The 26,225-nt window shown below is 69.1% G+C and carries 26 protein-coding genes; 13 read left to right on the plus strand and 13 right to left on the minus strand.

The window, feature by feature from the left end; all coding sequences use genetic code 11:
- Positions 1-86: 86 nt before the first annotated feature.
- A complete protein-coding gene (locus EPN98_RS10220) occupies positions 87-980 on the plus strand; it encodes a hypothetical protein (protein WP_293362583.1) in 894 nt (297 codons plus the stop codon).
- On the opposite strand, the gene EPN98_RS10225 is transcribed toward EPN98_RS10220, so the two are convergent.
- The 4 genes from EPN98_RS10225 to EPN98_RS10240 form a co-directional block, all read right to left on the minus strand.
- Entirely contained in the window at positions 977-1,264 is a 288-nt protein-coding gene (locus tag EPN98_RS10225) for an EscU/YscU/HrcU family type III secretion system export apparatus switch protein (protein ID WP_293362584.1), read from the minus strand. The genes EPN98_RS10220 and EPN98_RS10225 overlap by 4 nt on opposite strands.
- Positions 1,261-2,253 carry a flagellar hook-length control protein FliK gene (locus tag EPN98_RS10230; protein WP_293362585.1) on the minus strand — a complete coding sequence of 331 codons (993 nt, stop codon included), beginning with the start codon at positions 2,251-2,253 and terminating at the stop codon, positions 1,261-1,263. Before EPN98_RS10230 ends, EPN98_RS10225 begins: the two co-directional genes overlap by 4 nt.
- Before the next feature lie 62 nt (positions 2,254-2,315).
- Entirely contained in the window at positions 2,316-3,299 is a 984-nt protein-coding gene (locus EPN98_RS10235; RefSeq protein ID WP_293362634.1) for a threonine/serine dehydratase, read from the minus strand.
- Positions 3,300-3,304: 5 nt separating this feature from the next.
- Positions 3,305-3,724 (minus strand): VOC family protein, encoded by a 420-nt coding sequence (locus EPN98_RS10240; protein ID WP_293362586.1) that lies wholly within the window; start codon positions 3,722-3,724, stop codon positions 3,305-3,307.
- 164 nt (positions 3,725-3,888) lie between these two features.
- Between EPN98_RS10240 and EPN98_RS10245 the strand changes: the two genes are divergently transcribed.
- Complete coding sequence (locus EPN98_RS10245; RefSeq protein WP_293362587.1) at positions 3,889-5,175, plus strand: adenylosuccinate synthase; 1,287 nt, start codon at positions 3,889-3,891, stop codon at positions 5,173-5,175.
- Positions 5,176-5,301: 126 nt separating this feature from the next.
- Complete coding sequence (locus EPN98_RS10250; RefSeq protein WP_293362588.1) at positions 5,302-7,995, plus strand: adenylate/guanylate cyclase domain-containing protein; 2,694 nt, start codon at positions 5,302-5,304, stop codon at positions 7,993-7,995.
- Here EPN98_RS10250 and EPN98_RS10255 read toward each other — a convergent pair whose 3' ends face one another.
- Entirely contained in the window at positions 7,996-8,811 is an 816-nt protein-coding gene (locus EPN98_RS10255) for a response regulator (protein ID WP_293362589.1), read from the minus strand.
- 192 nt (positions 8,812-9,003) lie between these two features.
- On the minus strand, positions 9,004-9,873 hold the full coding sequence (locus EPN98_RS10260) for a UTP--glucose-1-phosphate uridylyltransferase (protein WP_293362590.1): 870 nt from the start codon (positions 9,871-9,873) through the stop codon (positions 9,004-9,006).
- 162 nt (positions 9,874-10,035) lie between these two features.
- On the opposite strand from EPN98_RS10260, the gene EPN98_RS10265 reads away from it, so the two are divergent.
- A complete protein-coding gene (locus tag EPN98_RS10265) occupies positions 10,036-10,287 on the plus strand; it encodes a hypothetical protein (protein ID WP_293362591.1) in 252 nt (83 codons plus the stop codon).
- A 203-nt stretch (positions 10,288-10,490) separates the two neighbouring features.
- Here EPN98_RS10265 and glmS read toward each other — a convergent pair whose 3' ends face one another.
- Positions 10,491-12,311: a glutamine--fructose-6-phosphate transaminase (isomerizing) gene (gene glmS, locus EPN98_RS10270; protein ID WP_293362592.1), complete on the minus strand. Its 1,821-nt coding sequence runs from the start codon at positions 12,309-12,311 to the stop codon at positions 10,491-10,493.
- A gap of 150 nt (positions 12,312-12,461) precedes the next feature.
- On the opposite strand from glmS, the gene glmM reads away from it, so the two are divergent.
- The 3 genes from glmM (at position 12,462) to EPN98_RS10285 (ending at position 15,123) form a co-directional block, all read left to right on the plus strand.
- On the plus strand, positions 12,462-13,814 hold the full coding sequence (gene glmM, locus EPN98_RS10275) for a phosphoglucosamine mutase (protein ID WP_293362593.1): 1,353 nt from the start codon (positions 12,462-12,464) through the stop codon (positions 13,812-13,814).
- A 162-nt stretch (positions 13,815-13,976) separates the two neighbouring features.
- Positions 13,977-14,852 (plus strand): c-type cytochrome, encoded by an 876-nt coding sequence (locus tag EPN98_RS10280; protein ID WP_293362594.1) that lies wholly within the window; start codon positions 13,977-13,979, stop codon positions 14,850-14,852.
- Between the two features lie 112 nt (positions 14,853-14,964).
- Complete coding sequence (locus EPN98_RS10285) at positions 14,965-15,123, plus strand: hypothetical protein (RefSeq protein WP_293362595.1); 159 nt, start codon at positions 14,965-14,967, stop codon at positions 15,121-15,123.
- 6 nt (positions 15,124-15,129) lie between these two features.
- On the opposite strand, the gene EPN98_RS10290 is transcribed toward EPN98_RS10285, so the two are convergent.
- From EPN98_RS10290 to EPN98_RS10310, 5 genes are all read right to left on the minus strand, one after another.
- Positions 15,130-15,654: a DUF6886 family protein gene (locus EPN98_RS10290; RefSeq protein WP_293362596.1), complete on the minus strand. Its 525-nt coding sequence runs from the start codon at positions 15,652-15,654 to the stop codon at positions 15,130-15,132.
- A 4-nt stretch (positions 15,655-15,658) separates the two neighbouring features.
- Positions 15,659-16,957 (minus strand): UDP-glucose/GDP-mannose dehydrogenase family protein, encoded by a 1,299-nt coding sequence (locus EPN98_RS10295; RefSeq protein ID WP_293362597.1) that lies wholly within the window; start codon positions 16,955-16,957, stop codon positions 15,659-15,661.
- A 104-nt stretch (positions 16,958-17,061) separates the two neighbouring features.
- A complete protein-coding gene (locus tag EPN98_RS10300) occupies positions 17,062-18,564 on the minus strand; it encodes a phosphomannomutase/phosphoglucomutase (RefSeq protein ID WP_293362598.1) in 1,503 nt (500 codons plus the stop codon).
- A gap of 151 nt (positions 18,565-18,715) precedes the next feature.
- Positions 18,716-19,696 carry a KpsF/GutQ family sugar-phosphate isomerase gene (locus EPN98_RS10305; RefSeq protein WP_293362599.1) on the minus strand — a complete coding sequence of 327 codons (981 nt, stop codon included), beginning with the start codon at positions 19,694-19,696 and terminating at the stop codon, positions 18,716-18,718.
- Between the two features lie 13 nt (positions 19,697-19,709).
- Positions 19,710-19,955 (minus strand): hypothetical protein, encoded by a 246-nt coding sequence (locus tag EPN98_RS10310; RefSeq protein ID WP_293362600.1) that lies wholly within the window; start codon positions 19,953-19,955, stop codon positions 19,710-19,712.
- Between the two features lie 83 nt (positions 19,956-20,038).
- Between EPN98_RS10310 and gpmA the strand changes: the two genes are divergently transcribed.
- Genes gpmA through EPN98_RS10325 form a run of 3 tightly spaced genes read left to right on the plus strand, consistent with a single transcriptional unit; the run spans position 20,039 to position 22,569 of the window.
- Positions 20,039-20,749, plus strand: a complete 711-nt coding sequence (gene gpmA / locus EPN98_RS10315; protein WP_293362601.1) for a 2,3-diphosphoglycerate-dependent phosphoglycerate mutase — start codon at positions 20,039-20,041, stop codon at positions 20,747-20,749.
- Between the two features lie 54 nt (positions 20,750-20,803).
- Complete coding sequence (locus EPN98_RS10320) at positions 20,804-21,268, plus strand: bifunctional diaminohydroxyphosphoribosylaminopyrimidine deaminase/5-amino-6-(5-phosphoribosylamino)uracil reductase RibD (RefSeq protein WP_293362602.1); 465 nt, start codon at positions 20,804-20,806, stop codon at positions 21,266-21,268.
- 38 nt (positions 21,269-21,306) lie between these two features.
- A complete protein-coding gene (locus EPN98_RS10325) occupies positions 21,307-22,569 on the plus strand; it encodes a pentapeptide repeat-containing protein (RefSeq protein WP_293362603.1) in 1,263 nt (420 codons plus the stop codon).
- 58 nt (positions 22,570-22,627) lie between these two features.
- Here the strand turns inward: EPN98_RS10325 and EPN98_RS10330 are convergent, their stop codons facing one another.
- Positions 22,628-23,083: an Hsp20 family protein gene (locus EPN98_RS10330; protein WP_293362604.1), complete on the minus strand. Its 456-nt coding sequence runs from the start codon at positions 23,081-23,083 to the stop codon at positions 22,628-22,630.
- 204 nt (positions 23,084-23,287) lie between these two features.
- Between EPN98_RS10330 and EPN98_RS10335 the strand changes: the two genes are divergently transcribed.
- From EPN98_RS10335 to EPN98_RS24520, 3 genes are all read left to right on the plus strand, one after another.
- Complete coding sequence (locus EPN98_RS10335) at positions 23,288-24,124, plus strand: methyltransferase domain-containing protein (protein WP_293362605.1); 837 nt, start codon at positions 23,288-23,290, stop codon at positions 24,122-24,124.
- Between the two features lie 173 nt (positions 24,125-24,297).
- On the plus strand, positions 24,298-24,606 hold the full coding sequence (locus EPN98_RS10340) for an SCP2 sterol-binding domain-containing protein (RefSeq protein WP_293362606.1): 309 nt from the start codon (positions 24,298-24,300) through the stop codon (positions 24,604-24,606).
- A gap of 8 nt (positions 24,607-24,614) precedes the next feature.
- Positions 24,615-26,225: an alpha/beta hydrolase gene (locus tag EPN98_RS24520; protein WP_366558473.1), complete on the plus strand. Its 1,611-nt coding sequence runs from the start codon at positions 24,615-24,617 to the stop codon at positions 26,223-26,225.

Here is a 26,225-nt window from a genome sequence, read left to right on the forward strand (position 1 = left end):
AAAGACGCGAGTCACAGCGTTTGGCTGACCGGGAGTTGTCCTGAAGCCAAACCCTTGCCATCGTCCCGGCAGTTCCGGGGGGATGCATGAACCAGAAGATCTCAGTGGGCGAAGCGCTCGGCGCGGGATTCCGCCTCATCGGGCGCGAGCCCCTGGCCTTTGCGGCGTGGTGCGCTGCGTATCTCGCGGTCAGCGCGGTGTCGATGTTCGTGAACTGGGACGACACGTCCGCTTACTATGATGCGCTCGCGGCCGGAAACGGCGCCGCGACCATTCCGGCGGGCGCCTTCGGCCCGGCCTATTGGCTGTCGCTCCTGTTCAGCCTCGTGCTCTTCCTGGCGGTCTACACCGCGGTCGTCCGGGCCGTGCTGTATCCCGAGGAGCGGCGGTTCTTCTACCTGCGGCTGGGCATGCGCGAACTGTGGGTCGCCCTGTCGGCCGTGCTGGCGACCTTGCTGTGGTTCGTGGGTTACATCGTGTGCGCAATGGTCATCGGGCTGGGCATCGGTTTGGTCGGGGAGGCGGCGGGAGAGGGTGGCGCCCTGGCCGTGGGCATCGTGATGATCGTCTTGGTTCCGGTGTTGCTATGGGCGCTCGTGTGGGCGTCGCTGCGGCTGTCGATGGCGACGGTGATGAGCTTTGCCGAGAACCGCCTTCGGGTTCTGGCGTCGTGGCGCTTCACCAAAGGCCACGCCCTTGCGTTCTTCCTCGTCAGCCTCGCGCTGGGGATCGCGGCCCTCGTCGTGTTCGTCGTGCTGTTCGGCGTCATCTTAGGTGGCCTCGCGGCCGGTTCGACCACCCAGCCGAACGCGGGCCTGGCGATCCTGGGCCAGATCTCGCAGATGTCTGCGGCGGCGAGGCTCGTGTCCTCCGCAGTCATCAGCGTCGCCTACGTTGGCTTCCTCGTGATGTTCATAGCGCCTTGGGCCGAGATGTATCGCCAGTTGCGCCCGGGTTCGATGGCGTCGACCTTCGACTAGCGGTGCATCGGCGCCGCGCCGCGCGGCTCGCGGGCGGCCTGCAGGATGAAGGCGATCACCACCGCGACGGCCTCGTAGAGGGCCTCGGGGATCGCGGTGTCGAGCTCGATGGTCGACAGCGCCTCGGCCAGGGCCGGGTTGGCTTCCACAGGCACGCCGTGCTCGCGGGCAGTGTCGATGATCCGCTGGCCGAGTTCGCCGCGGCCCACGGCAACCACCCGGGGCGCGTCGGGGGCGTCGTAGCGCAGGGCCACGGCCAGCGGGCGCGAGGTCTCGTCGGTCATGAGCTGCGGTCCACCAGGGCGCCGGGCGCCGGTGTCGGCGCACTGGGCGGGGCGCCCGGATGGATGACCACGTCGCCCGACAGCGCCTGCGCGAGCCGCGGCGCCTGTTCGCGCAGGTGCGCCAGGCTCTCCGCACGGTCGACCCACAGCACCGCAGTGCTGCGCTCGCCCTGCAGCCGGACGTGGACCAGCACCGGCCCCAGCGGCGGAATGTCAAGCGCGAAGCGGGCGCGCCACGCAGGGGCCGCGTCGGGCCCGCCGCCCGGCCCTGGGTCGTCGCGCTCTATGGCGAACTGGGCCACCGCCGCGCCCTGCGGCGTCATCATCGGCAGCTCGAACATCCAGCGCTGGCCGGAGTCGTCGGGCAGCGAGGTCAGCTGATGCAGGGTCTGGCGCGCCAGGGCCTGGTCGGTCTCGTCGCGCAGGATGGCCAGCTGTTGTTCGGGCGGATCGTCGGCCTTCAGGATGGCTGCGCGAGCCGCCTGGCCGGCGACGGCGCCGCCGCGCGTGGGCGGGGCTGCGGTGGCCCGGGCGGGTCGCCCCGGGCTGGTCGCGCCCGCTGCGGTGAGCGCCTGCGAGAGCGCCAGCAGGGCGGCCTTCATGTCGTAGGGCGGAGCCGTCGGGGTCTGCGCCAGTCGCGCCTCGAGGAACAGACCCGAGCGGGCGACCGCCGCCCGCAGCGCGGCGGCGTCGGGCGGCGCGCCGGCGTTCAGGCCGAACGCGAGCAGCTGCCGGATCGCGGCCTTCAGGTTGGCCGGCAGATGCGGTGACTCGAGCGCCCGGCTCAGGTCGGCCAGCAGCGGCCCCTGGCCCGACTGGCGGATCGCCCCGTCGGCGCGTGCGGCCTCCACGGCGCGCTGCATGAGGGGGGCGACAGGGTCCGGCGCCTGCGCCAGCGGCGTGGCGGCTGCGGCCGCCGAGACGGCATGACCGGTCGCGAGCGGCCCCGGGGGCGGGCCACCGACCGGTGGGGTCGGACCAACGCTCATGGCGCCAGTCTAGCGCGATCGCGGCTGAGTCGCGCCCCGGGCTCGAAACAGGCTGGCGTCGCCTACAGTTCGCCCCGCAGCATCTGGCCCATCTGGTCGGGGTCGATGTTGCCGCCCGACAGCACCAGGCCCACGGTCTTGCCGCCTGACATGTTGACCTTGCCGGCCAGCAGAGCGGCCAGGCCGGCGGCCCCGCCGGGCTCGACCACCAGCTTCAGCACCGAGAACGCATAGCGCACAGCCTCGGCCACCTCGGCGTCGGTCACCACGGCCACGTCGGAAACGTGGCGATGCACGATCGGAAATGTGAGTTCGCCGGGGCAGGGGGTCTCCAGCGCGTCACACAACGTGCGGTGCGTGGGCGTCATCGGCGTGCGTACGCCGGCCTGCAGCGACTTCAGGGTGTCGTCGTAGCCCGCGGGTTCCGCGCCGATCAGCGCCGTCGAGGGCGACAGCGCCTTCACCGCCGTGGCCACGCCGGCCAGCAGGCCGCCGCCGCTGCAGGGCGTGATCACCACGTCCAGCTTGTCGACGCCGCGCGCGGCGGCCTGCCGAACCAGCTCAAGTCCGGCGGTGCCCTGTCCTGCGATGATGTGCGGGTCGTCGAAGGCCGGGACCATCACCGCGCCGCGCTCGGCGGCGATGGCGGCGGCGATCTTCTCGCGGCTCTCCGTGAGGCGGTCGTAGAACTTCACCTCGGCGCCGTAGCCCCGGGTGGCGTCGGCCTTCACCTTCGGCGCATCGGCCGGCATCACGATCAGCGCGGGCATGCCAAGGAGCTTCGCCGCCAGCGCCACGCCCTGGGCGTGGTTGCCCGACGAGAAGGCGACGACGCCGACCTTCCGCTCGGCCTCGCTCAGCTGCACCAGGCGGTTGTAGGCGCCGCGGAACTTGAACGCGCCCACGCGCTGCAGCGTCTCGAGCTTCAGGAGCACCCGCAGGCCCAGGCGCTCATTCAGCGCCGGGCTCTCGATCAGCGGGGTCTCGACCGCGACGCCCTTCAGGCGTTCGGCGGCGGCCTCGACGTCGGCGAAGGAAATGGCCAGCTCACTCATTTCGCGAACACCATGCTGTCGTCGGCGAAGGCCTTGAACTCCAGCGCGTTGCCGGAGGGGTCGAGGAAGAACATCGTCGCCTGCTCGCCCGGCTGGCCTTTGAAGCGGATGTTGGGCTCGATCACGAACGCCGTGCCCTCAGCCTTCAGCTTGGCGGCCAGCGCCTCCCATTGCGGCAGTGTCAGGATCGCGCCGAAGTGGCGGACCGGAACGTCGTGGCCGTCGACCGCATTGGTGGCCTTGTGCCCCACCTCGTCCGGCGACAGGTGCGCCACGATCTGATGGCCATAGAAGTCGAAGTCGACCCACTCGTCGCTGGATCGACCCTCGGGGCAGCCCAAAAGGTCGCCGTAGAAGGCGCGAGCCTCGCCCAGATCGCGAACCGGGAAGGCCAGGTGAAAGCGCGGAATGTCCATGATCGGCTGATAGCAAGACAGGGCCCTTGAGGGCGAGGGCCAGTTCGTCTACATCGGCGCCGCGCCGGGCGTCCGCCCGCGCTACAATCGATCTCCGCATCCGGTCGAGCACCTGTCGAAGGGCCGCGATGTGTTCTCCGGGCAGGTCGGGAGATCGTATCCAGATGGCCAACGTCACCGTGATCGGCGCCCAGTGGGGCGACGAGGGCAAGGGCAAGCTCGTCGACTGGCTTTCCAACCGCGCCGACGTGGTCGTGCGCTTCCAGGGCGGCCACAACGCGGGCCACACGCTGGTGGTGGGCAATCAGACCTACAAGCTCAGCCTGCTCCCCTCGGGCGTGGTCCAGGGCAAGCTCTCGATCATCGGCAACGGCGTGGTGGTCGATCCCTGGCACCTGCTGAAGGAGATCGAGGGCATCGGCGCCCAGGGCATCAAGATCGGCCCCGAGCTGCTGGTGCTGGCCGACAACGCCTGCCTGATCCTGCCCATCCACCGCGACCTGGACCAGGCGCGCGAGGCGGCCGCGACGAACAAGATCGGCACCACGGGCCGCGGCATCGGTCCCGCCTACGAGGACAAGGTGGGCCGCCGCGCGATCCGCGTCGCCGACCTGGCCGACCGCGAGGCGCTGGAGGCCAAGATCGACCGCCTGCTCGCGCACCACGCGCCGTTGCGGGCGGGCCTGGGCCTGCCGCCGGTGGACGCCGCAGCCCTGCTGGCCGAGCTGGAGGACCTCGCGCCCAAGATCCTGGCCTTCGCCCAGCCGGCATGGCTGAAGCTCGACGGCATCGTGAAGTCGGGCAAGCGCGTGCTGTTCGAGGGCGCGCAGGGGGCCCTGCTGGACGTCGACCACGGCACCTATCCGTATGTGACCTCGTCCAACACCGTGGCCGGCCAGGCCGCCGCGGGCTCGGGCCTGGGGCCCAAGGGGCCCGGCTACGTGCTGGGCATCGTCAAGGCCTACACCACGCGGGTCGGCGAGGGCCCGTTCCCGACCGAGCTGTTCGACGAAGTGGGCCAGCACCTGGGCACGGTGGGCCGCGAGTTCGGCACCGTCACCGGCCGCTCGCGCCGTTGCGGCTGGTTCGACGCCGCCCTCGTGCGCCAGTCGGTGGCGCTGAACGGCATCTCGGGCATCGCGCTGACGAAGCTGGATGTGCTGGACGGCCTGCCCACCCTCAAAATCTGCACGGGCTACCGGCTGAACGGCCAGGACATCGGCTATCTGCCGGCCGGCCTGAAGGCCCAGGGCCAGCTGGAGCCCGTCTACGAAGAGATGGAGGGCTGGAGCGAGACCACGCAAGGCGCCCGCTCGTGGAAGGATCTGCCGGCCAGCGCCGTGAAGTATGTCCGGCGCATCGAGGAACTGATCGGGGCGCCGGTCGCCTTGCTTTCGACCAGCCCGCAGCGGGACGACACCATCCTGATGCGCGACCCCTTCCACGACTGAGGTTCTGCGTAACGCAGTTTGTCGGTTGCGACGAACGCGGGCTAGAGTGCCGCGGATCGGGGAACGCAGAGTACGGAGCGTGCGGGCGATGCGCCTTGGGGTGGACGCATCAGGGCTGGAGCGCGGGTGACCGCAGCGGCGCCGCCTTTCGAGGGGTCGCCCGCCCGCGCCGTGGATTCCGGCCGGGCGCTCTTCTGGCGTTTGATCTGGATCTACATGCTGGCGACCGGCACCGCGGTCACCGTGTCGATGGGCCTGGGCCTTCTCGGGCTTGAGTTCACGCCCATGCAGTGGCTGAAGTTCTGGATCTGCGTGCCCTTCGCCACCGCGTTCTTCACGTCGATCGACGTGGTGGTGATCCGGTGGCACCTCAAGCCGCTGGCTCCGGTGCTCAGCGCCCTGGACCGGGGTGAGCGCCCGCCGGATGCGGTTCTGGCCGCCGCGGTGGTGCGCGCGCTGAACCTACCCCAGATTTCGGCGGTCCGGGTCACCGTCCTGCACGGTCCCATGGCGACCTTGTCGCTGTTCATAGCCGTCTACGTGATGAACACCTTGATGGGAGCGGGGGTCGCCAACTGGCAGCAGATCGGGCTGGCGGTGCTGATCCTGGTGTTCGCCTCGCCGGCGCACGCGATCTTCGAGTACTTCGCGGTCAGCCGGACCATCGAGCCCATCGTCCAGCGGCTGTCGCGCGAACTGGGCGGCCTGATCCCCGCCGAGCAGCAGGCGGCGCTGATCGAGGTGCCACTGCGCAGCAAGCTGCTGTTCCTGGCGGTCTTCGTCTGCGCGCTGCCGCTGATCTTCGCGGCCGGGTCGTTCCTCTACAAGTTCGACCGGATGGTCGCGGGGCACGGGTTCGTCCTGCCGGCCGGCGAACTCACCCAGCTCTACATCTGGAGCGGTGCGGTGGTGACCGTCTGCATCATGGGCGCTGTGGCCATGGCCGTGCTGACCTCCAACGAAGTCTCCCGGTCGGCCGCCCGACTGGTTGAGGCGATGCGCCAGGTCGAGCGAGGGCGCCTCGACGACGCCGATGTGGCCGTCCTGACCGCCGACGAGTACGCCCAGATCAACCGCGGCTTCGGCCTCATGCTGGCGTCGCTGCGCGAGGAGCAGCAGATCCTGGAGGTCACCCAGGACCTGGCCGGCGAACTGCTGCTGGAGGTGCTGATCGAGCGGATCATGCACGCGACCACGGGCCTCCTGAACGCCGAGCGGGCCAGCCTCTTCGTCTACGACGAGAAGGCCGAGGAGCTGTTCACCCTCTATGCCGACGGGGTCGAGACGCGCGGCATCCACGTGCCCACCAGTCGCGGCATCGCCGGCGCGGTCTTCACCACCGGCCATGTCGAGAACATCGCCGACGCCTACGAGGACAGCCGTTTCAATCGCGAGGTCGATCAGCGCACCGGCTTCCGCACCCGCAGCATCCTGTGCGTGCCGATCACCAACAAGGCCGGCGCCCGGATCGGCGTGGCCCAGGCGCTGAACAAGAAGGGCGGCGCCTTCACCGCCAAGGACGAGGCCCGTCTCAAGGCCTTCGCCGCCCAGATCGCCGTCAGCCTGGAGAACGCCAAGCTGTTCGACGACGTGCTCTCGATGAAGAACTACAACGAGAGCATCCTGAAGAGCACCTCGAACGGGATCGTCACCCTCGACGCCGAGGGGCGAATCGTCACTGCGAACGACGCCGCCCAGACCCTGCTGGATCAGACCCGCGAGGCCATGGTCGGCCGTACGGCCGGCGACGTGTTCGCCGGCAACCCCTGGGTCCTGGACGGCCTGGCGAAGACCGACGCCAGCGGCGAAACCGTGCTGGCCGTCGACGCCGAGTTGATGAAGTGGTCGGGCGATACGGCCTCTGTGAACCTCACCACCATGCCCCTGATCGACTCCAGCGAGGCCCGCATCGGCTCGATGCTGGTCCTGGAGGACATCACCGAGGAAAAGCGCGTCCGCTCCACGATGAGCCGCTACATGTCGAAGGAAGTGGCCGACCAGCTGCTGTCCGCCGGCGAGGCCGAGCTGGGCGGCAAGGAGCAGAAGGTGACGGTGATGTTCTCCGACGTCCGGAGCTTCACCTCGATCGCCGAAGCGCTGGGGCCGCGCGAGACCGTCTCGCTGCTCAACGACTACTTCACCGAGATGGTCGACGTGATCTTCCGCCACGACGGCATCCTCGACAAATACATCGGCGACGGGATCATGGCCCTCTACGGCTCGCCGTTCCTGGGGCCGAACGACGCCGACAACGCGCTCGCCGCCGCCGACGAGATGATGGAGCGGCTGGCCGCGCTGAACGCCCGACGCGCCGCCAAGGGCGAAGCGCCGCTCGACATCGGCATAGGCTTTTCGACCGGCCCCACCATCATCGGCAACATCGGCTCGGTACGGCGGATGGAGTACACGGTGATCGGCGACACCGTGAACCTCGCCTCACGCCTGGAGGGCGTCACCAAGCAGTACGGCGCCAAGATCATGCTGTCCGAGATGTCGGTTCGCGACCTCAAGGGCCCTGCCACCCTGCGCGAGATCGACCTGATCCGGGTGAAGGGCAAGGACCGGCCAGTGGCGGTCTACGAGTCGCTCGGCTACCGCGCCCACGAGCCGGCGCTGGGCGCGCTCCTGCAGCTGTTCGCCCAGGGGCTGGCGGCTTACCGCGCCCGCGACTGGGTCGCCGCGTCCCGCGCCTTCGAAGGCGCTCTTGAACTGTACCCCGATGACAGGCCCAGCCAAGTCTATCGCCAGCGCGTCGAACTCCTGGCCGCCACGCCGCCAGACGCCGATTGGGACGGGGTCTGGAATCTCACTGAGAAGTAGCTAGCCCAGCATCAGGGGCTGGGCCGGCTCGGCAGCCTCGACGGGCTTCTTGCGGCCGGCGTCGGCGTCCTTGGGCAGGAAGGCCAGCAGCTTCACGGTCCAGGCGTCGGCCAGATCGCGCGTCAGAGGCTGGCCGCTTTGCGTGTGCCGCACCAGGTGCCGGTAGAACTCGGACGCGGCCAGGGTCAGGTGGAAGTCTGTGGCCATCGACTGCAGGGCCGTGGCCTGGGCCAGCATCGCGCGCATGGCCTGCGCCGGATCGCTCTCCGCGGCGGCGGCCGCCGCGCGGATGATCTTCAGGCACTGGTTGATCTTCTGTTGGTATGGCGTTTCGGACCCGTCGGTCTTGCGCTTCAGCGGCCCGGCGTAGTCGCCAGAGTTGAACCTTCGCCGGTCGGGGCCGATGTAGGCCACGCCTTCGACCCAGTCGCGGTCCTTCAGCGTCACGGCCTCCAGCCGGCGCAGGAGGTCCTTCATGCTGTAGGGCTTGCGTAGAAACTCGTGCACGCCCGAGTCGCGCGCCGCCAGGATCATTCCCTGGGTGGCGACGCCGGTGATGGTGATCACCGGAGCTGTCCGGCAAGTCCAGGTCGAGCGGCGCAGCTTGCGCACGAAACCCAGGCCGTCGAACCGCTCGTCGCCCAGACAGACGACGATCAGCTGCGGATCGCACGTCTCGGCGATCTTCTCGGCCCGCCCGTTGTTGGCCGCGATCCAGATGTGGCTGTGACAGATCTCGCGCATGACGTCGTTGAACAGGCGCGCGGAACCGGGCTCGGGATCCGCCACCAGGATCCGCTTGAGCTTCGGCGCCATCTTTTCGACTAGCCGGCTATCACCGTCAAACAAGGACCTACCCCCCGGTAAACGGCGGATTATGTATGCGATATCCGTAAACAGCCGGTGGATGCAGGGGTGCGGCGTAAAGCCACCACGGGCGTCGGGTACCCGAAATGAGCGAAGCCCAGGGTGGCTTTGCGAGGTCCGGATTTCGGCGTGGCGACGCCGCTACAGCAGCGCCTTGATGGCTTGGCGAGCGGCATCTGCGAGGTCGGGGCGGGCCAGGGCGAACGCCACGTTTGCGCGGAGCAGGCCCAGCTTGTCGCCGCAGTCGTAGGTCGTCCCCTCGTACTCCAGGGCGTGGAAGTCCTGTGTCTTCATCAGGTTGAACATGCCGTCCGTGAGCTGGATCTCGCCCCCGGCGCCGCGCTCCTGCGTCTCCAGGATGTTGAAGATCTCGGGCTGCAGGATGTACCGGCCCGAGATGAACAGGTTCGAGGGCTCGGTTCCCAGCGGCGGCTTCTCCACCATGCCGGTCATGCGGTTGAGCCGGCCGTCCCGGCCGTCCAGCGCCACGATGCCGTACTTGTGAGTCTCGCCCTCGGGCGCGGGCTCGACGACCACGATGTTGCCGCCGGTCTTCTCATAGGCGGCGACGGCCTGGACCAGGGCGGGCGGACTGGCCTGCATCAGCATGTCGGGCAGCATCACCGCGAACGGCTCGTCGCCGATGACGTGGCGGGCGCACCAGACGGCGTGGCCCAGGCCCAGCGGCGCCATCTGGCGGATGAAGCTCATCTGGCCCGGCTGCGGCAGGTCGCGCCGCAGGTCCTCCAGAATCTCGACTTTGCCCTTGGCGGACAGTGCGTTCTCGATCTCAGGTATCGAGTCGAAATAGTCTTCGATGGCGCCCTGGCCGCGGCTGACGATGAAGACCATGTGCTCGATGCCGGCCGCGCGCGCCTCCTCGACGATGTACGACAGGATCGGCCGGTCGACGACGTTCAGAAGGTTCTTCGGCGTGGTCTTGCCGACGGGCAACACCCGGGTCCCCAACCCCGCCACCGGCAGGACCGCCTTGCGCACAGGCTTCGCCATTCACACCCTCCGAAACTTCACCCCGCCAGGCCTCCGTAATGTGTTCCGGGGATGCGGGGGAGAATTTTTGGGGATCGTTCGGCCATCACGATTTTGAGAACTCGCGAAGTTGTGTAACCTCGGATGGTCCAGGGGGATTCACCCCCACGGGGAGCCTATCTCATGAAGCTTCGCATTCTGACGATCGCTACCGCCGGTGTCCTGGCTCTGAGCCTGGCTGCTTGCCAAAAGAAAGAAGAAGCCGCCCCGGCCGAAGCGCCCGCCGCTGACGCCGCTGCTGCTCCGGCCGCCGACGCCGCCGCTGCTCCGCCCGCCGACGCGGCTGCGCCGCCGGCTGACGCCGCCGCCGCTCCGGCTGCTGACGCTGGCGCGATGTCCGCCACGCCGGCCCCGGCCGAGCCGGAAAAGAAGTAAGACTTCTTTTTCCGATCGACGAAATGAGAGGCGGCCGCTCCCCTGGAGCGGCCGCTTTCTTTTTCCTTCCCCGTTGGGGAGGGAGGCAAGCGCAGCGGGCCGCGTAGGGAAGTCATGATCTTCCCCGACCTCAGATATCCGGCCCACACTTCCCCACCCTGGCCGCCGAAGGCGGCCTGTCCCTCCCCGTTGGGGAGGGATGATCACTCCACCGTCACCGACTTCGCCAGGTTCCGCGGCTGATCCACATCCGCGCCCTTCAGCACGGCCACGTGGTAGGCTAGGAGCTGGATCGGCGGTGAGTAGACCAGCGGGGCGATCAGCGGGTCGCAGCGTGGGGCGGTCACCACCACCCGTGCGCCGGGCGGGGCGTGCTTCTGGCCTTCGGGGTCCGTGATGAAGACCACCTGGCCGCCGCGCGCCATCACCTCGCTCATGTTGGACGCCGACTTCTCGAAGTAGCTGTCGAAGGGCGCCAGGATCACGATCGGGGTCTGTTCATCGACCAGGGCGATGGGGCCATGCTTCAGCTCGCCCGCCGCATAGCCTTCGGCGTGGATGTAGCTGAGCTCCTTCAGCTTCAGCGCGCCTTCGAGGGCCAGCGGGTACATCGGGCCGCGGCCCAGGTAGAGCACGTCGCGGGCCTTGGAGACCTCCAGGGCGACGCTCTTCACCGCCTCTTCCAGTTCGATCGACTCGGCCAGCAGGCGCGGCGCCTCGAGCAGAAGGCGGACCAGCCGTTGCTCCTCGGCCGCGTCGATCCGGCCCCGGGCGCGGGCGGCGGCCACCGCCAGCGCGGTCAGCACGGCGACCTGGGCGGTGAAGGCCTTGGTGGATGCCACGCCGATCTCGGGACCGCAGTGGATCGGCCAGACCACGTCGACCTCACGGGCCATGGTGGATTCCTGGGCGTTCACGATGGCCGCGCTCTTCATGCCCTTGGCCATGCAGTAGCGCAGCGCGGCGAGCGTGTCGGCAGTCTCGCCCGACTGGCTGACGGCGATGACCAGCGCGCCGGACCGCAGCGCCGGCTGGCGGTAGCGGAACTCAGAAGCGATCTCGACGTCGACGGGCAGGTCGGCCAACTGCTCGATCAGGTACTTGCCCATCAGGCCCGCGATGTAGGCGGTGCCGCAGGCCACGATCTGGATGCGTTCGAGCGCAGCGAAGTCGATGCCGCCGGGGACCGAGGCCTGACCGGTCAGCGTGTCCACATAGGCCGCGATGGTGCGCTGGCACCCCTCGGGCTGATCGTGGATCTCCTTCTCCATGAAATGGCGGTAGTTGCCCTTCTCGACCAGGGCGGCCGAGGTGGGAACAGTGCGGATCGCGCGCTCCACCTTCTTGCCGGCCGAGTCGTAGATCTGGGCCGAGGTGTGGTCGATGGCGACGAAATCGCCCTCGTCCAGGTAGGCGACGCGGTTGGTGAAGGGCCCGACCGCCAGCGCGTCAGAGCCGATGAACATCTCGCCGTCGCCATAGCCCACCACCAGCGGACTGCCGCGGCGGGCGCCCATCACCAGGGTGTCGTGGCCGTCGATCAGCACCCCCAGGGCGTAGGCGCCGGCCAGCTGGTCGAGTGTGGCCTTCAGCGCCTCGGTCGGCGCCTTGCCGGAGGAAAGCTCGTGGTCCAGCAGGGCGGCGATCACCTCGGTGTCGGTGTCGCTCTCGAAGGTCTTGCCCGCGGCCTTCAGGCGCTCCCGGATCTCGGCGTAGTTCTCGATGATGCCGTTGTGGACCAGGGTCACCCGGCCCGAGGTGTGCGGGTGGGCGTTACGCACGGTCGGCGCGCCATGGGTGGCCCAGCGGGTGTGGCCGATGCCCACGGTGGCGTTCAGCCCGTCGGCGGCCAGAACCTCTTCCAATGCCCTGATCTTGCCGGCGGCCCGACGGCGCTGGACCCTGCCGTCCACAACGCCCGCCACGCCCGCGGAATCATAGCCGCGGTACTCCAGGCGTTTGAGGCTCTCGATCAGTCGCTCCTGCACGGAAGAAGCGCCGACAATGCCGATGATCCCGCACATGTGGCCGTGGCGTCCTTTGCTATAGACTTGCGAATCCCGGAACGAATCCGTGGGTCGCGCTGAGCGATTGGCGCCTTTAGCATTAGCAAAGTCCGCGTCGACTAAATCTCAGTTTCGGATCGTTTCCAGAGCATCTTCGACGGATATCCCATGAGTAAGCGCGCCTATTTCGGCACCGACGGCATCCGCGGCGAGGCCAACCGCCATCCCATGACCGCCGAGGTAGCCCTGCGGGTCGGCATGGCCGCCGGCAAGCATTTCATGTCGCGCGATGAGCGGCGCCACCTGGTGGTGATCGGTAAGGACACCCGGCTGTCGGGCTACATGATCGAGCCGGCGCTGGTCGCTGGGTTCACCAGCGTGGGCATGGACGTGCGCCTGTTCGGCCCGCTGCCGACGCCGGGTGTGGCGATGATGACGCGGTCCCTGCGCGCCGATCTGGGCGTGATGATCTCAGCCTCGCACAATGCCTTCACCGACAACGGCATCAAGCTGTTCGGCCCCGACGGCTACAAGCTGTCGGACGAGCAGGAGCTGGCCATCGAGGCCCGCATGGGCGAGGGTCTGGAGACCAACCTAGCCGGTCCCGCGGACCTGGGTCGCGTGCAGCGGATCGACGACAGCCAGGCCCGCTATATCGAGATCGCCAAGGCCACGTTCCCGCGTCGGCTGAACCTGTCGGGCATGCGCATCGTCATCGATTGCGCCAATGGCGCGGCCTACAAGGTGGCGCCCGAGGCGCTCTACGAGCTGGGCGCCGAGGTGATCCGGGTGGGGGTGAACCCCAACGGCTTCAACATCAACGAGGAGTGCGGCTCGACCGCGCCGGCCGCCATGCAGAAGGCGGTGAAGGAGTACCGCGCCGACATCGGGATCGGTTTGGACGGTGACGCCGACCGGCTGGTGATCTGCGACGAGAGAGGCCACCTGGTCGACGGCGACCAGATCATGGCGCTGATCGCCGCCGACTGGAGCCGGCGTGAGAAGCTGCGCGGCGGCGGCGTGGTGGCCACCGTGATGTCCAACCTGGGGCTGGAGCGGTTCCTGGCCGCCAAGGGGCTGAAGCTGGAGCGGACCCAGGTGGGCGACCGCTATGTGATGGCCCGCATGCGCCAGGGCGACTTCAACCTGGGCGGCGAGCAGTCGGGGCACCTGATCCTGTCGGACTTCTCCACCACCGGCGACGGCCTGCTGGCGGCTCTGCAGGTGCTGGCGGTGCTCAAGGAGAGCGACAAGCCGATGAGCGCTCTGGCCCGTCAGTTCGAGCCGGTCCCGCAGAAGCTCGAGAACGTGCGCTTCGCGGGCGGCAAGCCGCTGGAGAACGAGGCCGTGAAGGCGGTGATGGCCGACGCCGAGCAGCGCCTGACCGGCACGGGCCGACTGGTGGTCCGCGCCTCGGGCACCGAACCGCTCATCCGCATCATGGCCGAGGCCGACGACGAAGACCTGGTCAGACAGGTGATCAAGGAGATCGCCGGCGCCGTGAAGAAGGCGGCGGCTTAAGTCCGCGCGAGTACGCCTCCACGGCCGATCTGGATGCGCTGCAAAGCTGCAAAACGGTGCTGCAAAGGTGCTGATTGTGCGGCCTGACGGCTGAACCTAATTCCACGCCTCCCCCGAACGACGGCCCGCCAGAGGCCGCGTTGTCCAAGAAGGTGTGTGTCCATGAACCGTATTCTGAAGTGGGCCGGCTATGGCCTGGCCGGCGTCGCGGGCGCTTGCGTGCTCGCCGTCGGCGGCGCCTTCGTCGTGTCCGAGGCGATGATCCGCTGGCCGGCGGCCAGACCGCAGGCGACGCTGGTGGCGTCCACCGACCCCGGCGCGGTCGCGCGCGGCCGCAAGGTGGCGAAACTGAATGGCTGCCACGACTGCCACGGCCAGCAGCTGGAAGGCCTGCTGTTCCACGACGAGATGCCGATCATCAGGGCCTGGGGCCCCAACCTCAGCCGCATCCTCGCCCGGCAGTCTGACGCCGACTTCGACCGCGCCGTGCGTCATGGCGTGGCGGCGGACGGGCGGCGGTTGTGGATCATGCCGTCCAGCGCCTTCGCCCACCTGAGCGACCAGGAGATGGCCGACCTGATGGCCTATCTGCGCACCTACAAGCCCACCGGCGAGACTCAGCCCCGCTTCCAGCTCGGCCCGGTCGGCCGGCTGGGCGTGCTGCTGGGCCAGTTCAAGTCGGAGCCGGATGCGATCGCCGCCAACGGCGCTCTGAAGCTTGAGGACTTGGGCCCGGAGCACGCGGTGGGCCGCCAGGTGGCGCGGGCCTGTGTGGAGTGCCACGGCCAGAAGCTGGAGGGCGGCGGCTTTCTGAAGTCGCCCAACCTGAACATCGTCGCTTCATACGACCCGGCCGACTTCGAGCGCCTTCTGCGCACGGGCGTCGCGGCGGGCGACCGCAAGCTGGGCCTGATGTCGGACGTGGCGCCGGCGCGGTTCAATGCGCTGAGCTCGCAGGAGATCGCCGCGCTGCAGGCCTACCTGAAGGCCCGCGCCCAGCGCCAGTTCGCCGCCTCCGAACGGCCATCCACGCCGTAAACCCTACCGTTGCGACAACCCTAGCGAACGGTGAAATGTTGTGTCATCGTCCACACAATTCACCCGGCTCGACCTGGGTGGCTCGACAGAGAAGACGGACTTGGGAGGATACATGCGGCGCGATCTCGCCTTCTCGGGCGTGGCGCGGCACGCCGAGCGGCCCGCCCGCTCCATCGCGTGCCTCGCCTTCGTGGCTCTCCTCGGCGTGGCTTTCTGGGCCGGCGCCGTTTGGATCGCCGAGCAATTCATGCAGACCCCGGGGCTGTTCTAGGCCCGCTCAGGCTTTCCGAGGCGCCGCGTTCCCCTTGCGGATGATCGAGAAGCGCAGGCTCGATCCCGCTACGGCGTCGCATAGCGGCCAGAAGTCCTGCACCACCCGCACTTCCGCGCCTGCCGCCGTGAGCGCCGCCAGGCAGTCGTCAATGCGCGTCATGCCGAGCGGCGTGACGCTCTCCCGCGAGATCCAGTAGCCCGCCTCAGGCAGAGCATCCGTGAAGGTCTCGGGCGGCATCTCGTAGAGAGCCAGTCGCGCCGAGCGCACCTGATCCAGCCAGGCCGCCTCGAACGCCACCACATGGCGCGCGGCCCCCAGGAACCGCTCGCGGTCGCGCTCGGTGGTCGAGTCCTTGGCGCGAAAGCAGATGCGTGGGCAGTCGCGGGGCAGCAGGTAGTTGGGCAGAAAGGGCTCCGCCAGCGCCCATACGGCCGTGCCGATGACACCGGCGTCGGTGGATGGCGACGGTCGGGGGTCGAACCGCGCGATCCCGGCGTTCTCACTGACGTGGAACAGCCGGGGCGTCATCGGCTCAGCGCCCGACGCTGACGTACTCGAAGCCGCGGGCCTGCATGTCGGCCGGCTTGTAGATGTTGCGCAGGTCGACCAGCACCGGCTTGTTCATGAGCAGTTTGATGCGATCGAGGTCGAGCGCCCGGAACTGATCCCACTCGGTGATGATCACCAGCACGTCGGCGCCCTCGGCCACGGCGTAGGGATCGTCCTTGAAGTCGACGTCTTTCAGCATCTGGCGCGCCTCGTGCCCTTCGGGATCGAACGCCTGGATCTTCGCGCCCTTGTCCTGCAGCGCCGGGATGATGGCCAGGGACGGCGCGTCGCGCATGTCGTCGGTGTTGGGCTTGAACGTCAGGCCCAGGATGCCGACGGTCTTGCCCTTCACGTCGCCGTCCAGCGCCTTGACCACCTTGCGGGCCATGGCGCGCTTGCGCTCGTCGTTGACCTTGACCGTGGTCTCCACCAGCTCGACGGGCGCGCCGGCGTCGCGGGCGGTGCGGACCAGCGCGATGGTGTCTTTCGGGAAGCAGCTGCCGCCATAGCCGGGGCCGGCGTTCAGGAACTTGCCGCCGATGCGGCCGTCCAGGCCGATGCCCTTGGCCACCTGCTGCACGTCGGCGCCCACGGCCTCGCACAGGTCGGCCATCTCGTTGATGTAGGTGATCTTCAGCGCCAGGAAGGCGTTGGCGGCATACTTGATCAGCTCGCTGGTGCGGCGGCTGGTGAACAGGATCGGCGTCTCGTTCAGGTACAGCGGACGGTACAGCTCGCGCATCACCGCCTGGGCGCGCTCGTCCTGGGTGCCCACCACCACGCGGTCGGGCCGCTTGAAGTCCTCGATCGCCGCGCCCTCGCGGAGGAACTCCGGGTTCGAGACGATGGCCACGTCGGCGTCGGGCCGCACACGCTTGAAGATGGCCTCGATCTCGTCGCCGGTGCCCACCGGCACGGTCGACTTGGTGACCACCACGGTGAAGCCCTGGACCAGGCCCGCGATCTCCTCGGCGGCCGCGTAGACGTAGGAGAGGTCGGCGTAACCGTCGCCGCGCCGCGAGGGCGTGCCCACGCCGATGAAGACCGCGTCGGCCTCCTTGATCGCCTGGGTGGCGTCGGTATCGAAGAACAGCCGGCCGGCTTTCACGTTCTGCGCGACCAGGGTGTCGAGCCCCGGCTCATAGATCGGGATTCCGCCGCCGCGGAGTTGCTCGATCTTGCCCGCATCCTTGTCGATGCAGGTGACCGTGTGGCCGAAGTCGGCGAAACAGGCTCCGCTGACGAGGCCCACATAGCCTGTCCCGATCATCGCAACGCGCATTCAGAACTCCCTCGAAGGCAGCGCCTTTCAACATGGGCTGCAGGCTGCCGCAACGGCACAACGGTTTTGCGCTGCAGCAAAATCCGCGCCGCGCCGGTGAATGTTCAGATTTCCTGGTTGTACTTGCCCACTTCGGGGCGTTTCGCGAGGCGGGGTTTCACTTCCTCGTGGAACAGGCGGCGCATGTCGTCCTCGGACTGGGTGCTCTCGACGACCACGACCACCTCGGGCTTGTTGGACGAGGCGCGCACCAGCACCCAGGAGCCGTCCTCCAGCGCCACGCGGACGCCGTTGACGGTGATCAGGTCCACGATCCTGCGGCCCAGGATGGTCCCGCCCGCGTCGCGCAGCGCGGTGTACTCGGCCACCACGCTATCGACCACGCCGTACTTCACCTCGTCGGCGCAGTGCGGGCTCATGGTCAGCGAGGTGTAGGCCACCGGCAGCGCCTTCTTCAGGTCGCTGAGCTTCTTACCGGGATTGCGGTCCAGCATGGCCAGGATCGCGGCGGCAGCCACCAGGCCGTCGTCATAGCCGCGCCCGATCGGCGGGTTCATGAAGAAGTGGCCGCTCTTCTCGAAGCCGGCCAGGGCGCCCAGCTCGGCGGTCTTGCGCTTGATGTAGCTGTGGCCGGTCTTCCAGTAGACGGTCTTGGCGCCGTTGGCCTTCAGCACCTCGTCGGTGGCGAACAGGCCGGTCGACTTCACGTCGACCACGAACGTCGCGTCCTTGTGCAGATACGAGAGATCCCGCGCCAGCATCAGGCCAATCTTGTCGGCGAAGATCTCCTCGCCCTCGTCGTCCACCACCCCGCAGCGGTCGCCGTCGCCGTCGAAGCCGAGCGCCAGGTCGGCCCCCGTGCTGCGAACCATCTCGGCCATGGCATGCAGCATGACGCTGTCTTCGGGGTTCGGGTTGTACTTGGGGAAGGTCCAGTCGAGCTCGCAGTCCATCTCGATCAGGGTGGCGACGCCCATCTTCAGCAGAGCCTGCGGCGCGAAGGCGCCGGCCGTGCCGTTGCCGCAAGCGGCCACGACCGTGAGCGGGCGCTTGAGCGTGACCCGCGACGCCGCGTCGGCGATGTAGCGTTCCGCCACGCCGGCGATGTGAGCCACCGAGCCGCCGGGCCGCTGTTCCCACTTGCCGCCGAGGACGAGCTCCTTCAGCCGGCCCATCTCGTCGGGGCCGAAGGTGAGGGGACGCTGGGCGCCCATCTTCACGCCGGTCCAGCCGTTCTCGTTGTGGCTGGCGGTGACCATCGCCACGCAGGGCGCGTCCAGGTCGAACTGGGCGAAGTAGGCCATCGGCGAGACGGCCAGCCCGATGTCCAGCACCTCGCAGCCCGCGGCGACCAGGCCGATGGTCAGGGCCTGCTTGATGGAAAGCGAATACGATCGGTAGTCGTGTCCGACCACGATCCGCTTCTGGCCCATCTCATGGATCAGCGTGCCCAGGCCCAGGCCCAGCGCCTGGATGCCCAGCAGGTTGATCTCGGGCCCGAACAGCCAGCGCGCGTCGTATTCGCGGAAGCCCGTCGCCTTCACCAGCGGAGTGATCTCGTAGTCCCAGGTGTTGGGAACCAGGTCGGCGCGGGGAACGGGCAGCATCGGGACTCCGGGGGAAGCGGCGTGTCGGGCGCGTGTTTAGCCCGGCGGATAGCGGGGGCGCCACTGCGGAAGCCTTAACGGCGAGAACGTGTTCCGCGGCCGATGCGCCGGCGCCCCTCTCTCGCAACGGGAGGAGGCGGGCCGGGAGCGGCTACATCACCCCGGCGCGGAGCAGGTCGTGGACGTGCAGGATGCCGACGGGCTTGCCGTCGTCGACCACGAACAGGACGGTCACGGCCGGCGCCGGGTCGCTCATCAGGGCCAGGGCCTCGCCGGCCAGCATGCCGGGCGGGGCGGTCTTGCGGGGGCCGGGGGTCATGACCTCGCCGGCGGTGTGATCCAGCAGGCCCACGATGTGGCGGCGCAGGTCGCCGTCGGTGATGGCGCCCAGCAGGCGGCCCTGGGGGTCGACGACGCCGACGATCCCCCAGCGCTTTTCCGTCATCACCAGCAGGGCCTTCTGCATCGGCGTCTCGGGTGCGACCAGCGGCAGCTCCTCGCGGCCGTGCATCAGGTCGGCCGCCGTTCGCAGCATCGCCCCCAGCTTTCCGCCCGGGTGCAGCACCTTGAAGTCCTTGGGCTGGAAGCCGCGCCGCTCCAGCAGCGCTACGGCCAGCGCGTCGCCCATCGCCATCTGCAGCGTGGTGGATGTGGTGGGCGCGTTCACCGCGTCGGTGGCCTCGGGCGCGTCGGGCAGGAGGAGCACGATGTCGGAGGCCCGGGCCAGCGTGCCGTCCGGCGCGGCGGTCAGGGCGATCAGCGGGATGTCGAAGCGGGCGGCGTAGGCGATGACGTCGGCCAGTTCACGGGTCTCGCCGGTCTTCGAGAGCGCCAGGATCACGTCGTCGGCGCCGATCATGCCCAGATCGCCATGGCTGGCCTCGCTGGGGTGAACGAACATCGCCGCGCTGCCGGTCGAGGCGAGGGTCGCGGCGATCTTGCGCGCAACGTGCCCCGACTTGCCGATGCCGGTGCAGACGATGCGCCCACTTCTTGGCTTGTCCTGCGCCGTGAAGAGGGTTTCGACCGCCTGGGCGAAGGGCTCGGCGAGGTCGGCGGCCATGCGGACCAGCGCCTCGGCCTCGGTTTCCAGCACGCGCCGACCGACGGCGATGGTGTCTTTCAGCGTCATGGGGCCAGGTTCTTCACTGGGAGGGCGCGATCGCCTGGTTCTGAATATTGCGGACCGCCTCGCGCGCCTGGTCGACGCGGCGCTGGGCGGCCTCGGTCTCCCGCCGCATCGCGGCCTGGCGTTCGGCGGTGCGCTGCACGGGTTCGTGGCCGAACGGGGCGGGCGAGCGGTCGCCCAGGCCCTGCGGCCAAACGAGGGCCAGCGCGACGGCGGCGATGGCGCAGAGCGCCAGCATCGGCAGGTAGAAGCGGTCGAGCATCGGCCCGCTATAGCCCGGCTCGCCTTGACGCCCTAGGCCCTAGTGCTCTAGCCGACCGGTCCCGCCTCGAAGGAGCAACCGCCTTGCCCACCCTGATCCTGCTGCGTCACGGCCAGAGCCAGTGGAACCTGGAAGACCGCTTCACCGGCTGGGTCGACGTCGACCTCACGGCGCAGGGCGAGGCCGAGGCGAAGAAGGGCGGCGAGCTGATCAAGGCCGCCGGCATCGCGATCGACCGGGTGTTCACCTCGGTGCTGACGCGGGCCATTCGCACGTCCTGGCTGGCGCTGGGCGCGGCGGGACAGGCGTTCGTGCCCGAGGTGAAGGACTGGCGGCTGAACGAGCGCCACTACGGGGGCCTGACCGGCCTCAACAAGACCGAGACGGCGGCCAAGCATGGCGCCGACCAGGTGAAGGTCTGGCGCCGCAGCTACGATATTCCGCCGCCGGAACTGGCGCCGGGCGGCGAGTTCGATTTCTCGAAGGACCGCCGTTACGCGGGCCTGGACCTGCCCTCGACCGAGAGCCTCAAGACCACTCTGGTGCGCGTACAGCCCTATTGGGACGCCGAGATCGCGCCCTGCCTGCGGGCCGGCGAGACCCTGCTGGTCGCGGCGCACGGCAACTCGCTGCGGGCGATCGTGAAGGTGCTGTTCGGCGTGTCGGACGACGACATCGTCCACGTCGAGATCCCCACCTCGAACCCGCTGGTGATCGAGCTGGACGCCAACCTGAAGCCGACGGCGGCGCGCTACCTGGATGAAAGCCGCGCGACGGCGATCCCGGCGGTCTAGGACGCGACGAGACCAGCCCTTCCGCCTCGCGCGGCGAGCCCCCATCATGGCGCCATGAGCGACGAGGACTTCATGGCGCGCGCCATCGCCCTGGCGCAGACACACGTCGGCCGGACGGGCGACAATCCGTCGGTGGGCTGCGTGCTGGCCAGGGACGGCGTCGTCGTGGGCGAGGGCGTCACCAGCGTGGGCGGAAAGGTTCACGGCGAGGAAAACGCTCTCACCGCGGCGGGCGAGGCGGCGCGCGGGGCCACGGCCTATGTGACGCTCGAGCCGTGTGCGAAACGCTCGGCGGGCGGGCTGTCGTGCAGCGAGCGGCTGGTGGCGGCGGGCGTCGTCCGGGTGGTTATCGCCTGCGGTGATTCGTCGGTCTACGCCGCCGGCGAAGGCGCCCGCCGGTTGCAGGCCGCGGGCATAATCACCGATCAGGGGTTGTTGCGGAGCGTCGCCGAGCCCCTTTATGCGGCGTATCGGCCGGCGCAAGGCCCTGGAAAGTCGCCGTTAATCCCGCGGACCTAGCATGGTTCACGACGCCTATTCGTAAGCCTAGCAAGGCCATGCCCTCCGACAACGCCAGAGAGCTCGTGAACGCCCGCCTGAGCCAGGCGGTGGTCGACGCGATCTGCGCGCGCCACGATCGGCTGTGGAGTTCCAAACCGGGAGGCGCCCGGGCGGTCTTCGCGTTCAAGGACCTGTCGGGCGTGACCCTCGAAGGGCGCAATCTCTGCGACGCCGACTTCACCGGCGCGATCATGAACGACTGCAACCTGCGGGGCGCGCGGCTCGACAACGCCACGCTGTTCTGCGCCGACCTGAGTGGCGCCGATCTGCGCGAGGCCTCGCTGCGCCGGGCCGACCTGCGCGGCTCCTGCATGCGCAACGTGAACCTGACGGGCGCCGACCTGTTCGAGGCCGACCTGCGCGAAGGCACGCTGGCCGCCGGCAGCCGCGAGTTCGGCTTCCGCAAACTCGAGATCGGCGCGCCCAATTCCGGCGAACTGCAGGGCGCGATCCTCGCCGGCGCCAACCTTGAGCGTTCGCGCCTGTCCGGCGCCATGGCCGTGCGGGCGGACTTCACCGACGCGATCATGAAGGACGCCAAGCTCATCCGGGCGAACCTGAAGCAATGCTCGATGCGGGGGGCCAACCTGTCGGGCGCCGATCTGTCCGGCGCGGACCTGGCCGGCGCCGACCTGCGCGACGCCATCCTGGTAGGTGCGCGGACGGTTTCGTGGAACGTCACTGAGTGCAACATGACCGGCGTGCTGACCGACGCGCCGTCAGGCCGCGCGCTCAGCGACCTGCCTTACGGCGAGATGCTGAAGGAGCACGCCCGCTGGTGCGAGACCGGGGGCGCCGAGGGCAAGCCGTCGTCGTTCGACAACGCCGACCTGCGTGGCCTCGCGGCGGTCCGCGGCTACAACCTGACAGCGCTATCGGCCAAGCAGGCCGTCTTCTACGGCCTCGACATGGAGGGCGTGCAGCTCCAGGGCGCCCAGCTCGAGGGGGCGGACCTGCGGAACTGCACCCTGCGCCGCGCCGATCTGCGCGGTGCGCGGCTGGCCGGGGCGAAGCTGTCGGGCGCCGACCTGCGCGAGGCTCAGATGGGTCCGTTGCTGCTGGGCTCGGATCGGGTGCTGCCCTGCAACCTGACGGGCGCGCAGCTCAAGGGCGCCGACCTGACCCGCGCCGATGTGCGCCATGCGCTGTTCGTCGACGCCGACGTCAGCCGCGCCAACTTCTCGGGCGCGATGCTGAAGCAGGCCGATTTCACCCGCGTCCAGCGCCACGGCGCCCGCGGGCTGGAAGACAGCATCTGATATGAAAAAGGGCGGCGCCCCTCCGGGGGACGCCGCCGATTTTCGCCTGACAGGGCGCTTACGCGGCCTTTTCACCTTCGATCAGGCTGCCTTGAACGCCGGTCGTGATGGCGATCGTGCGGGGCTTCAGCGCCTCGGGAAGCTCGCGCTTCAGGGCGATGGAGAGCAGGCCGTCCGCCAGGTTGGCGTCGGTCACGACCACATAGTCGGCCAGCTGGAAGCGGCGCTCGAAGTTCCGCTCGGCCAGGCCGCGGTGCAGATACGTCTTGGCTTCGTCGTTGGCGGCCTTCCGGCCGGTTACGGTAAGGAGGTTTTCCTTCACCTCGACGTTCAGCTCTTCGGGACGGAAGCCGGCCACCGCGATGTCGATGCGGTAGGCGTTCTCGTCGGTGCGCTCGATGTTGTAGGGCGGATAGCCGGCGGCGCCATCAGCAGCGGCCGTCTCGAGCAGGTTCGCCAGGCGGTCGAAGCCGACGACGGAGCGATACAGGGGGGAAAAGTCAATCGTACGCATGCGGTCACATCCCTCTTTCAAAGCAAGGTTGCGGTTCTGATTGGACCTGTGGCGACCCGAAATCGGCCTCGCCTGCAGCCCAGGAGGCCCGGACATCCAGCGCCTCCGCCGATTGAGTTAGGGGGCCGGATTCGAGCGTTCAAGGGCTGTTCGCGTATGAATTCGCGCTCTAGGTTGCCGCACCCAACCAGGAGGAACTCCCCCATGCTCCGCTTTGCTTCGGCCTGCGCCGTGGCCGTCGCTCTCTCGGTCGCCGCGCCCGCCCAGGCTGCTGACGCCCAACTCAAGTCCGCTGTCGCCGGCGCCCAGCGCGCCCCTGAGCACAAGGCTCGCGACGCCGCCCGCAACCCCGAGGCCACGCTGACCTTCTGGGGCGTGAAGCCCAAGCAGATCGTGATCGAGCTGTCCCCCGGCAGCGGCTACTGGACTGAGATCCTGGCGCCCTACGCCAAGGCCACGGGCGGAACCTACTATGCGACCGGCGCCGACCTGGCGAACCCGCAGATCTCGGAAGGCGCCAAGGCGGCGCGGGCCAACTTCGAGAAGAAGTATGCCGACACCGCCAAGTTCGGCGAGGTGAAGGTCATCGGCTTCGGTCCGGTTTCGGGCCCGCTGGGCGCGCCGGGTTCGGCCGACATGGTCATCACCGCGCGCAACCTGCACAACTGGGCGCCCAACGCGGCCTTCCTCGACAAGGTGCTGAAGGATGTTCACGCGGTCCTGAAGCCCGGCGGCGTCCTGGCGGTCGAGGAGCACCGGTCGGATCCGAAGCCGTCCGCGCCCAAGTGGTCGACCGGCTACATGAGCCAGGCCGAGGTGATCGCCATGGTCGAGAAGGCCGGCTTCAAGCTGGCGGCCAAGTCCGAGGTGAACGCCAACCCCAAGGACACCAAGGACCATCCGTTCGGCGTGTGGACGCTGCCGCCCTCGCGCTGGACGACCGCGGGCGGCCGCGGTTCGGACCCGAACTTCGACCGCACCAAGTACGACGCGATCGGCGAGAGCGATCGGATGACGCTGAAGTTCGTGAAGGTGGGCTGACCGCGCGCCTTTGACCTTGCGACCCACGGCGCCGACGCTGGCGTCGTGGGTTCGCCACAGGCGCCCGGATGGCGCTCAAGGTCGTCAAACCTGCGTAACGTCGTCACGGGCGGTTTACACAGCCACCGGGCGCAGCGAAGCTCGCCGCGCGATTCAGGAGAGCCGCTGGGGCCATGGCCACTCTCGAGGAGTTGACGGACCGCATCCGCCGCGCGGCCGCGTCCGGCGACGGCCTTGACCGTACGGTCAAGCTGGACCTGCGCGGCGAGGGCGTGATCCACGTCGATGGCGCATCGGTGACAAACGACGACCGGCCCGCCGACCTGACCGTTTCGGTCAGCCGCGCCGACCTGGTCAGGCTGGGCAAGCGCGAACTGGACCCGATGAAGGCCGTGATGACCGGCCGCATGAAGCTCTCGGACATGGGCCTGGCGTTCAGCCTGCAGCCCAAGATCCAGGCGCTGTTCGAGAGGGCCGTCTAGGCGCCCCGATGCTTGAGCCTGCCCCCCTCGTCGATATCCCCGAAGCGCCGGTTCCGCCGGGCGCCGAAGCCGACTGGTTCACAGGCGCTGGCGGCGCGAGGCTGCGCGCGGCGCTGTTCACGCCCAAGGGCCGCGCCCGCGGCTCGGTGGTGCTGTCGGGCGGCCGCACCGAGCCGATCGAGAAGTATTTCGAGGTGATCGGCGAGTTCATGGACCGGGGCTTCGTCGTGCTGGCGCATGACTGGCGCGGACAGGGGCTGTCTGCGCGCGAGTTGGGCGACCGGCTGAAGGGCCATGCCAAGGGTTTCAAGACCTTCCTTGAGGACTACCGACGTCTGCTGGCCGCCTATGAGGAGCGGCTGCCGAAGCCGTGGATCGCGGTGGGCCACTCGATGGGCGGCTGCCTGACCCTGCTGGCGCTGGCGAACGGCGAGCGGCGGTTCGCCGGCGCCTGCCTTTCGGCCCCGATGCTGGGGCTGCGCCTGGGCAATGTTCCGCAGGCGGCGGCCATCGCGCTGACCTCCCTGAACATCAGTTTGGGCCAGGGCGGGCGCTACGCCCGCAACGATCCCGGTCAGCCGTTCGACGACACCTTCGACGGCAATGTGCTCACCCACGATCGCACACGCTTCGATCGTTATCGGGCCCAGGTCCGGGCCAATCCCGATCTGGCGCTGGGCGGCCCCACCTGGGGCTGGCTGGACTTCGCCTTCAAGGCCATGGCGGCCCTGGCCAAGCCCGAGCGCTTGAGAAACGTGACCATTCCGGTCGAAATCGTTTCCGCCAGCGACGACGCCCTCGTCGACAACCTTGCCCAGGCCGCCGCGGCCCGGAACCTGCCTCAGGGACGCCTGATCACCGTTCCGGGCGCCCACCACGAAATCCTGATGGAGACGGACGACATGCGTAACATCTTCTTGCGAGTGTTCGACGCGCTCACCGGCAAGGCTGCGCCGAAGCCCGCCGAGGCTCCGAAGCCCGCCCCGGCGCCTGCCGCCGCCGCCCCCGCGCCCAAGCCTGAGCCGGCCCCCGCGCCGGTGGCGGAAGCGCCGAAGCCGGCGCCCGCTGCAACGCCTGCCGCAACTCCGGCTCCCGCCGCAGCGGCGCCAGCAGCCAAGCCCGCGGCGGCGAAGAAGCCTGCGGCGCCCAAGGCCGCGGCGCCCAAGAAGGCCGCCGCTCCGAAGGCGGCCGCGCCCAAGCCCGCTGCGAAGCCGGCCGCAGCCAAGCCTGCCACCAAGGCCAAGGCTCCGGCCAAAGCGGCTGCGAAGCCCACGGCGGCGAAGGCGGCTCCGACGAAGAAGGCAGCGGCCCCGGCCAAGGCTGCGGCGCTGGCTAAGGCGGCTGCGCCCAAGGCGGCAGCGAAGCCCGCCGCCAAACCGGCGGCCAAGCCTGCGGCGTCCAAGGCCGCCCCGAAGGCTCCGAAGCCCGCGGCAAAGCCCGCGGCCGCGAAAGCCGCCCCGAAGGCTGCTGCGCCGAAGACGGCTCCGGCCAAGGCCGCCGCCAAGCCGGCTGCGAAGCCTGCGGCCAAGGCGCCCGCCCCGCCGAAGGCCGCTGCGGCCACGAAGCCTGCGGCTGCAAAGAAGCCCGCCGCCGCCAAGAAGACGCCGGCCAAGAAATAG

The sequence above is a fragment of the Phenylobacterium sp. genome (assembly GCF_004299445.1).
Classification (GTDB): Bacteria; Pseudomonadota; Alphaproteobacteria; order Caulobacterales; family Caulobacteraceae; genus Phenylobacterium.

Excerpts from the sequence above, each read along its gene's own strand:
- EPN98_RS10220 (WP_293362583.1), top strand. The coding sequence starts at position 87 with ATGAACCAGAAGATCTCAGTGGGCGAAGCGCTCGGCGCGGGATTCCGC.
- EPN98_RS10225 (WP_293362584.1), bottom strand. The coding sequence starts at position 1,264 with ATGACCGACGAGACCTCGCGCCCGCTGGCCGTGGCCCTGCGCTACGAC.
- EPN98_RS10230 (WP_293362585.1), bottom strand. The coding sequence starts at position 2,253 with ATGAGCGTTGGTCCGACCCCACCGGTCGGTGGCCCGCCCCCGGGGCCG.
- EPN98_RS10240 (WP_293362586.1), bottom strand. The coding sequence starts at position 3,724 with ATGGACATTCCGCGCTTTCACCTGGCCTTCCCGGTTCGCGATCTGGGC.
- EPN98_RS10245 (WP_293362587.1), top strand. The coding sequence starts at position 3,889 with ATGGCCAACGTCACCGTGATCGGCGCCCAGTGGGGCGACGAGGGCAAG.
- EPN98_RS10255 (WP_293362589.1), bottom strand. The coding sequence starts at position 8,811 with ATGGCGCCGAAGCTCAAGCGGATCCTGGTGGCGGATCCCGAGCCCGGT.
- EPN98_RS10260 (WP_293362590.1), bottom strand. The coding sequence starts at position 9,873 with ATGGCGAAGCCTGTGCGCAAGGCGGTCCTGCCGGTGGCGGGGTTGGGG.
- EPN98_RS10265 (WP_293362591.1), top strand. The coding sequence starts at position 10,036 with ATGAAGCTTCGCATTCTGACGATCGCTACCGCCGGTGTCCTGGCTCTG.
- glmS (WP_293362592.1), bottom strand. The coding sequence starts at position 12,311 with ATGTGCGGGATCATCGGCATTGTCGGCGCTTCTTCCGTGCAGGAGCGA.
- glmM (WP_293362593.1), top strand. The coding sequence starts at position 12,462 with ATGAGTAAGCGCGCCTATTTCGGCACCGACGGCATCCGCGGCGAGGCC.
- EPN98_RS10280 (WP_293362594.1), top strand. The coding sequence starts at position 13,977 with ATGAACCGTATTCTGAAGTGGGCCGGCTATGGCCTGGCCGGCGTCGCG.
- EPN98_RS10285 (WP_293362595.1), top strand. The coding sequence starts at position 14,965 with ATGCGGCGCGATCTCGCCTTCTCGGGCGTGGCGCGGCACGCCGAGCGG.
- EPN98_RS10290 (WP_293362596.1), bottom strand. The coding sequence starts at position 15,654 with ATGACGCCCCGGCTGTTCCACGTCAGTGAGAACGCCGGGATCGCGCGG.
- EPN98_RS10295 (WP_293362597.1), bottom strand. The coding sequence starts at position 16,957 with ATGCGCGTTGCGATGATCGGGACAGGCTATGTGGGCCTCGTCAGCGGA.
- EPN98_RS10300 (WP_293362598.1), bottom strand. The coding sequence starts at position 18,564 with ATGCTGCCCGTTCCCCGCGCCGACCTGGTTCCCAACACCTGGGACTAC.
- EPN98_RS10305 (WP_293362599.1), bottom strand. The coding sequence starts at position 19,696 with ATGACGCTGAAAGACACCATCGCCGTCGGTCGGCGCGTGCTGGAAACC.
- EPN98_RS10310 (WP_293362600.1), bottom strand. The coding sequence starts at position 19,955 with ATGCTCGACCGCTTCTACCTGCCGATGCTGGCGCTCTGCGCCATCGCC.
- EPN98_RS10320 (WP_293362602.1), top strand. The coding sequence starts at position 20,804 with ATGAGCGACGAGGACTTCATGGCGCGCGCCATCGCCCTGGCGCAGACA.
- EPN98_RS10325 (WP_293362603.1), top strand. The coding sequence starts at position 21,307 with ATGCCCTCCGACAACGCCAGAGAGCTCGTGAACGCCCGCCTGAGCCAG.
- EPN98_RS10330 (WP_293362604.1), bottom strand. The coding sequence starts at position 23,083 with ATGCGTACGATTGACTTTTCCCCCCTGTATCGCTCCGTCGTCGGCTTC.
- EPN98_RS10335 (WP_293362605.1), top strand. The coding sequence starts at position 23,288 with ATGCTCCGCTTTGCTTCGGCCTGCGCCGTGGCCGTCGCTCTCTCGGTC.
- EPN98_RS10340 (WP_293362606.1), top strand. The coding sequence starts at position 24,298 with ATGGCCACTCTCGAGGAGTTGACGGACCGCATCCGCCGCGCGGCCGCG.
- EPN98_RS24520 (WP_366558473.1), top strand. The coding sequence starts at position 24,615 with ATGCTTGAGCCTGCCCCCCTCGTCGATATCCCCGAAGCGCCGGTTCCG.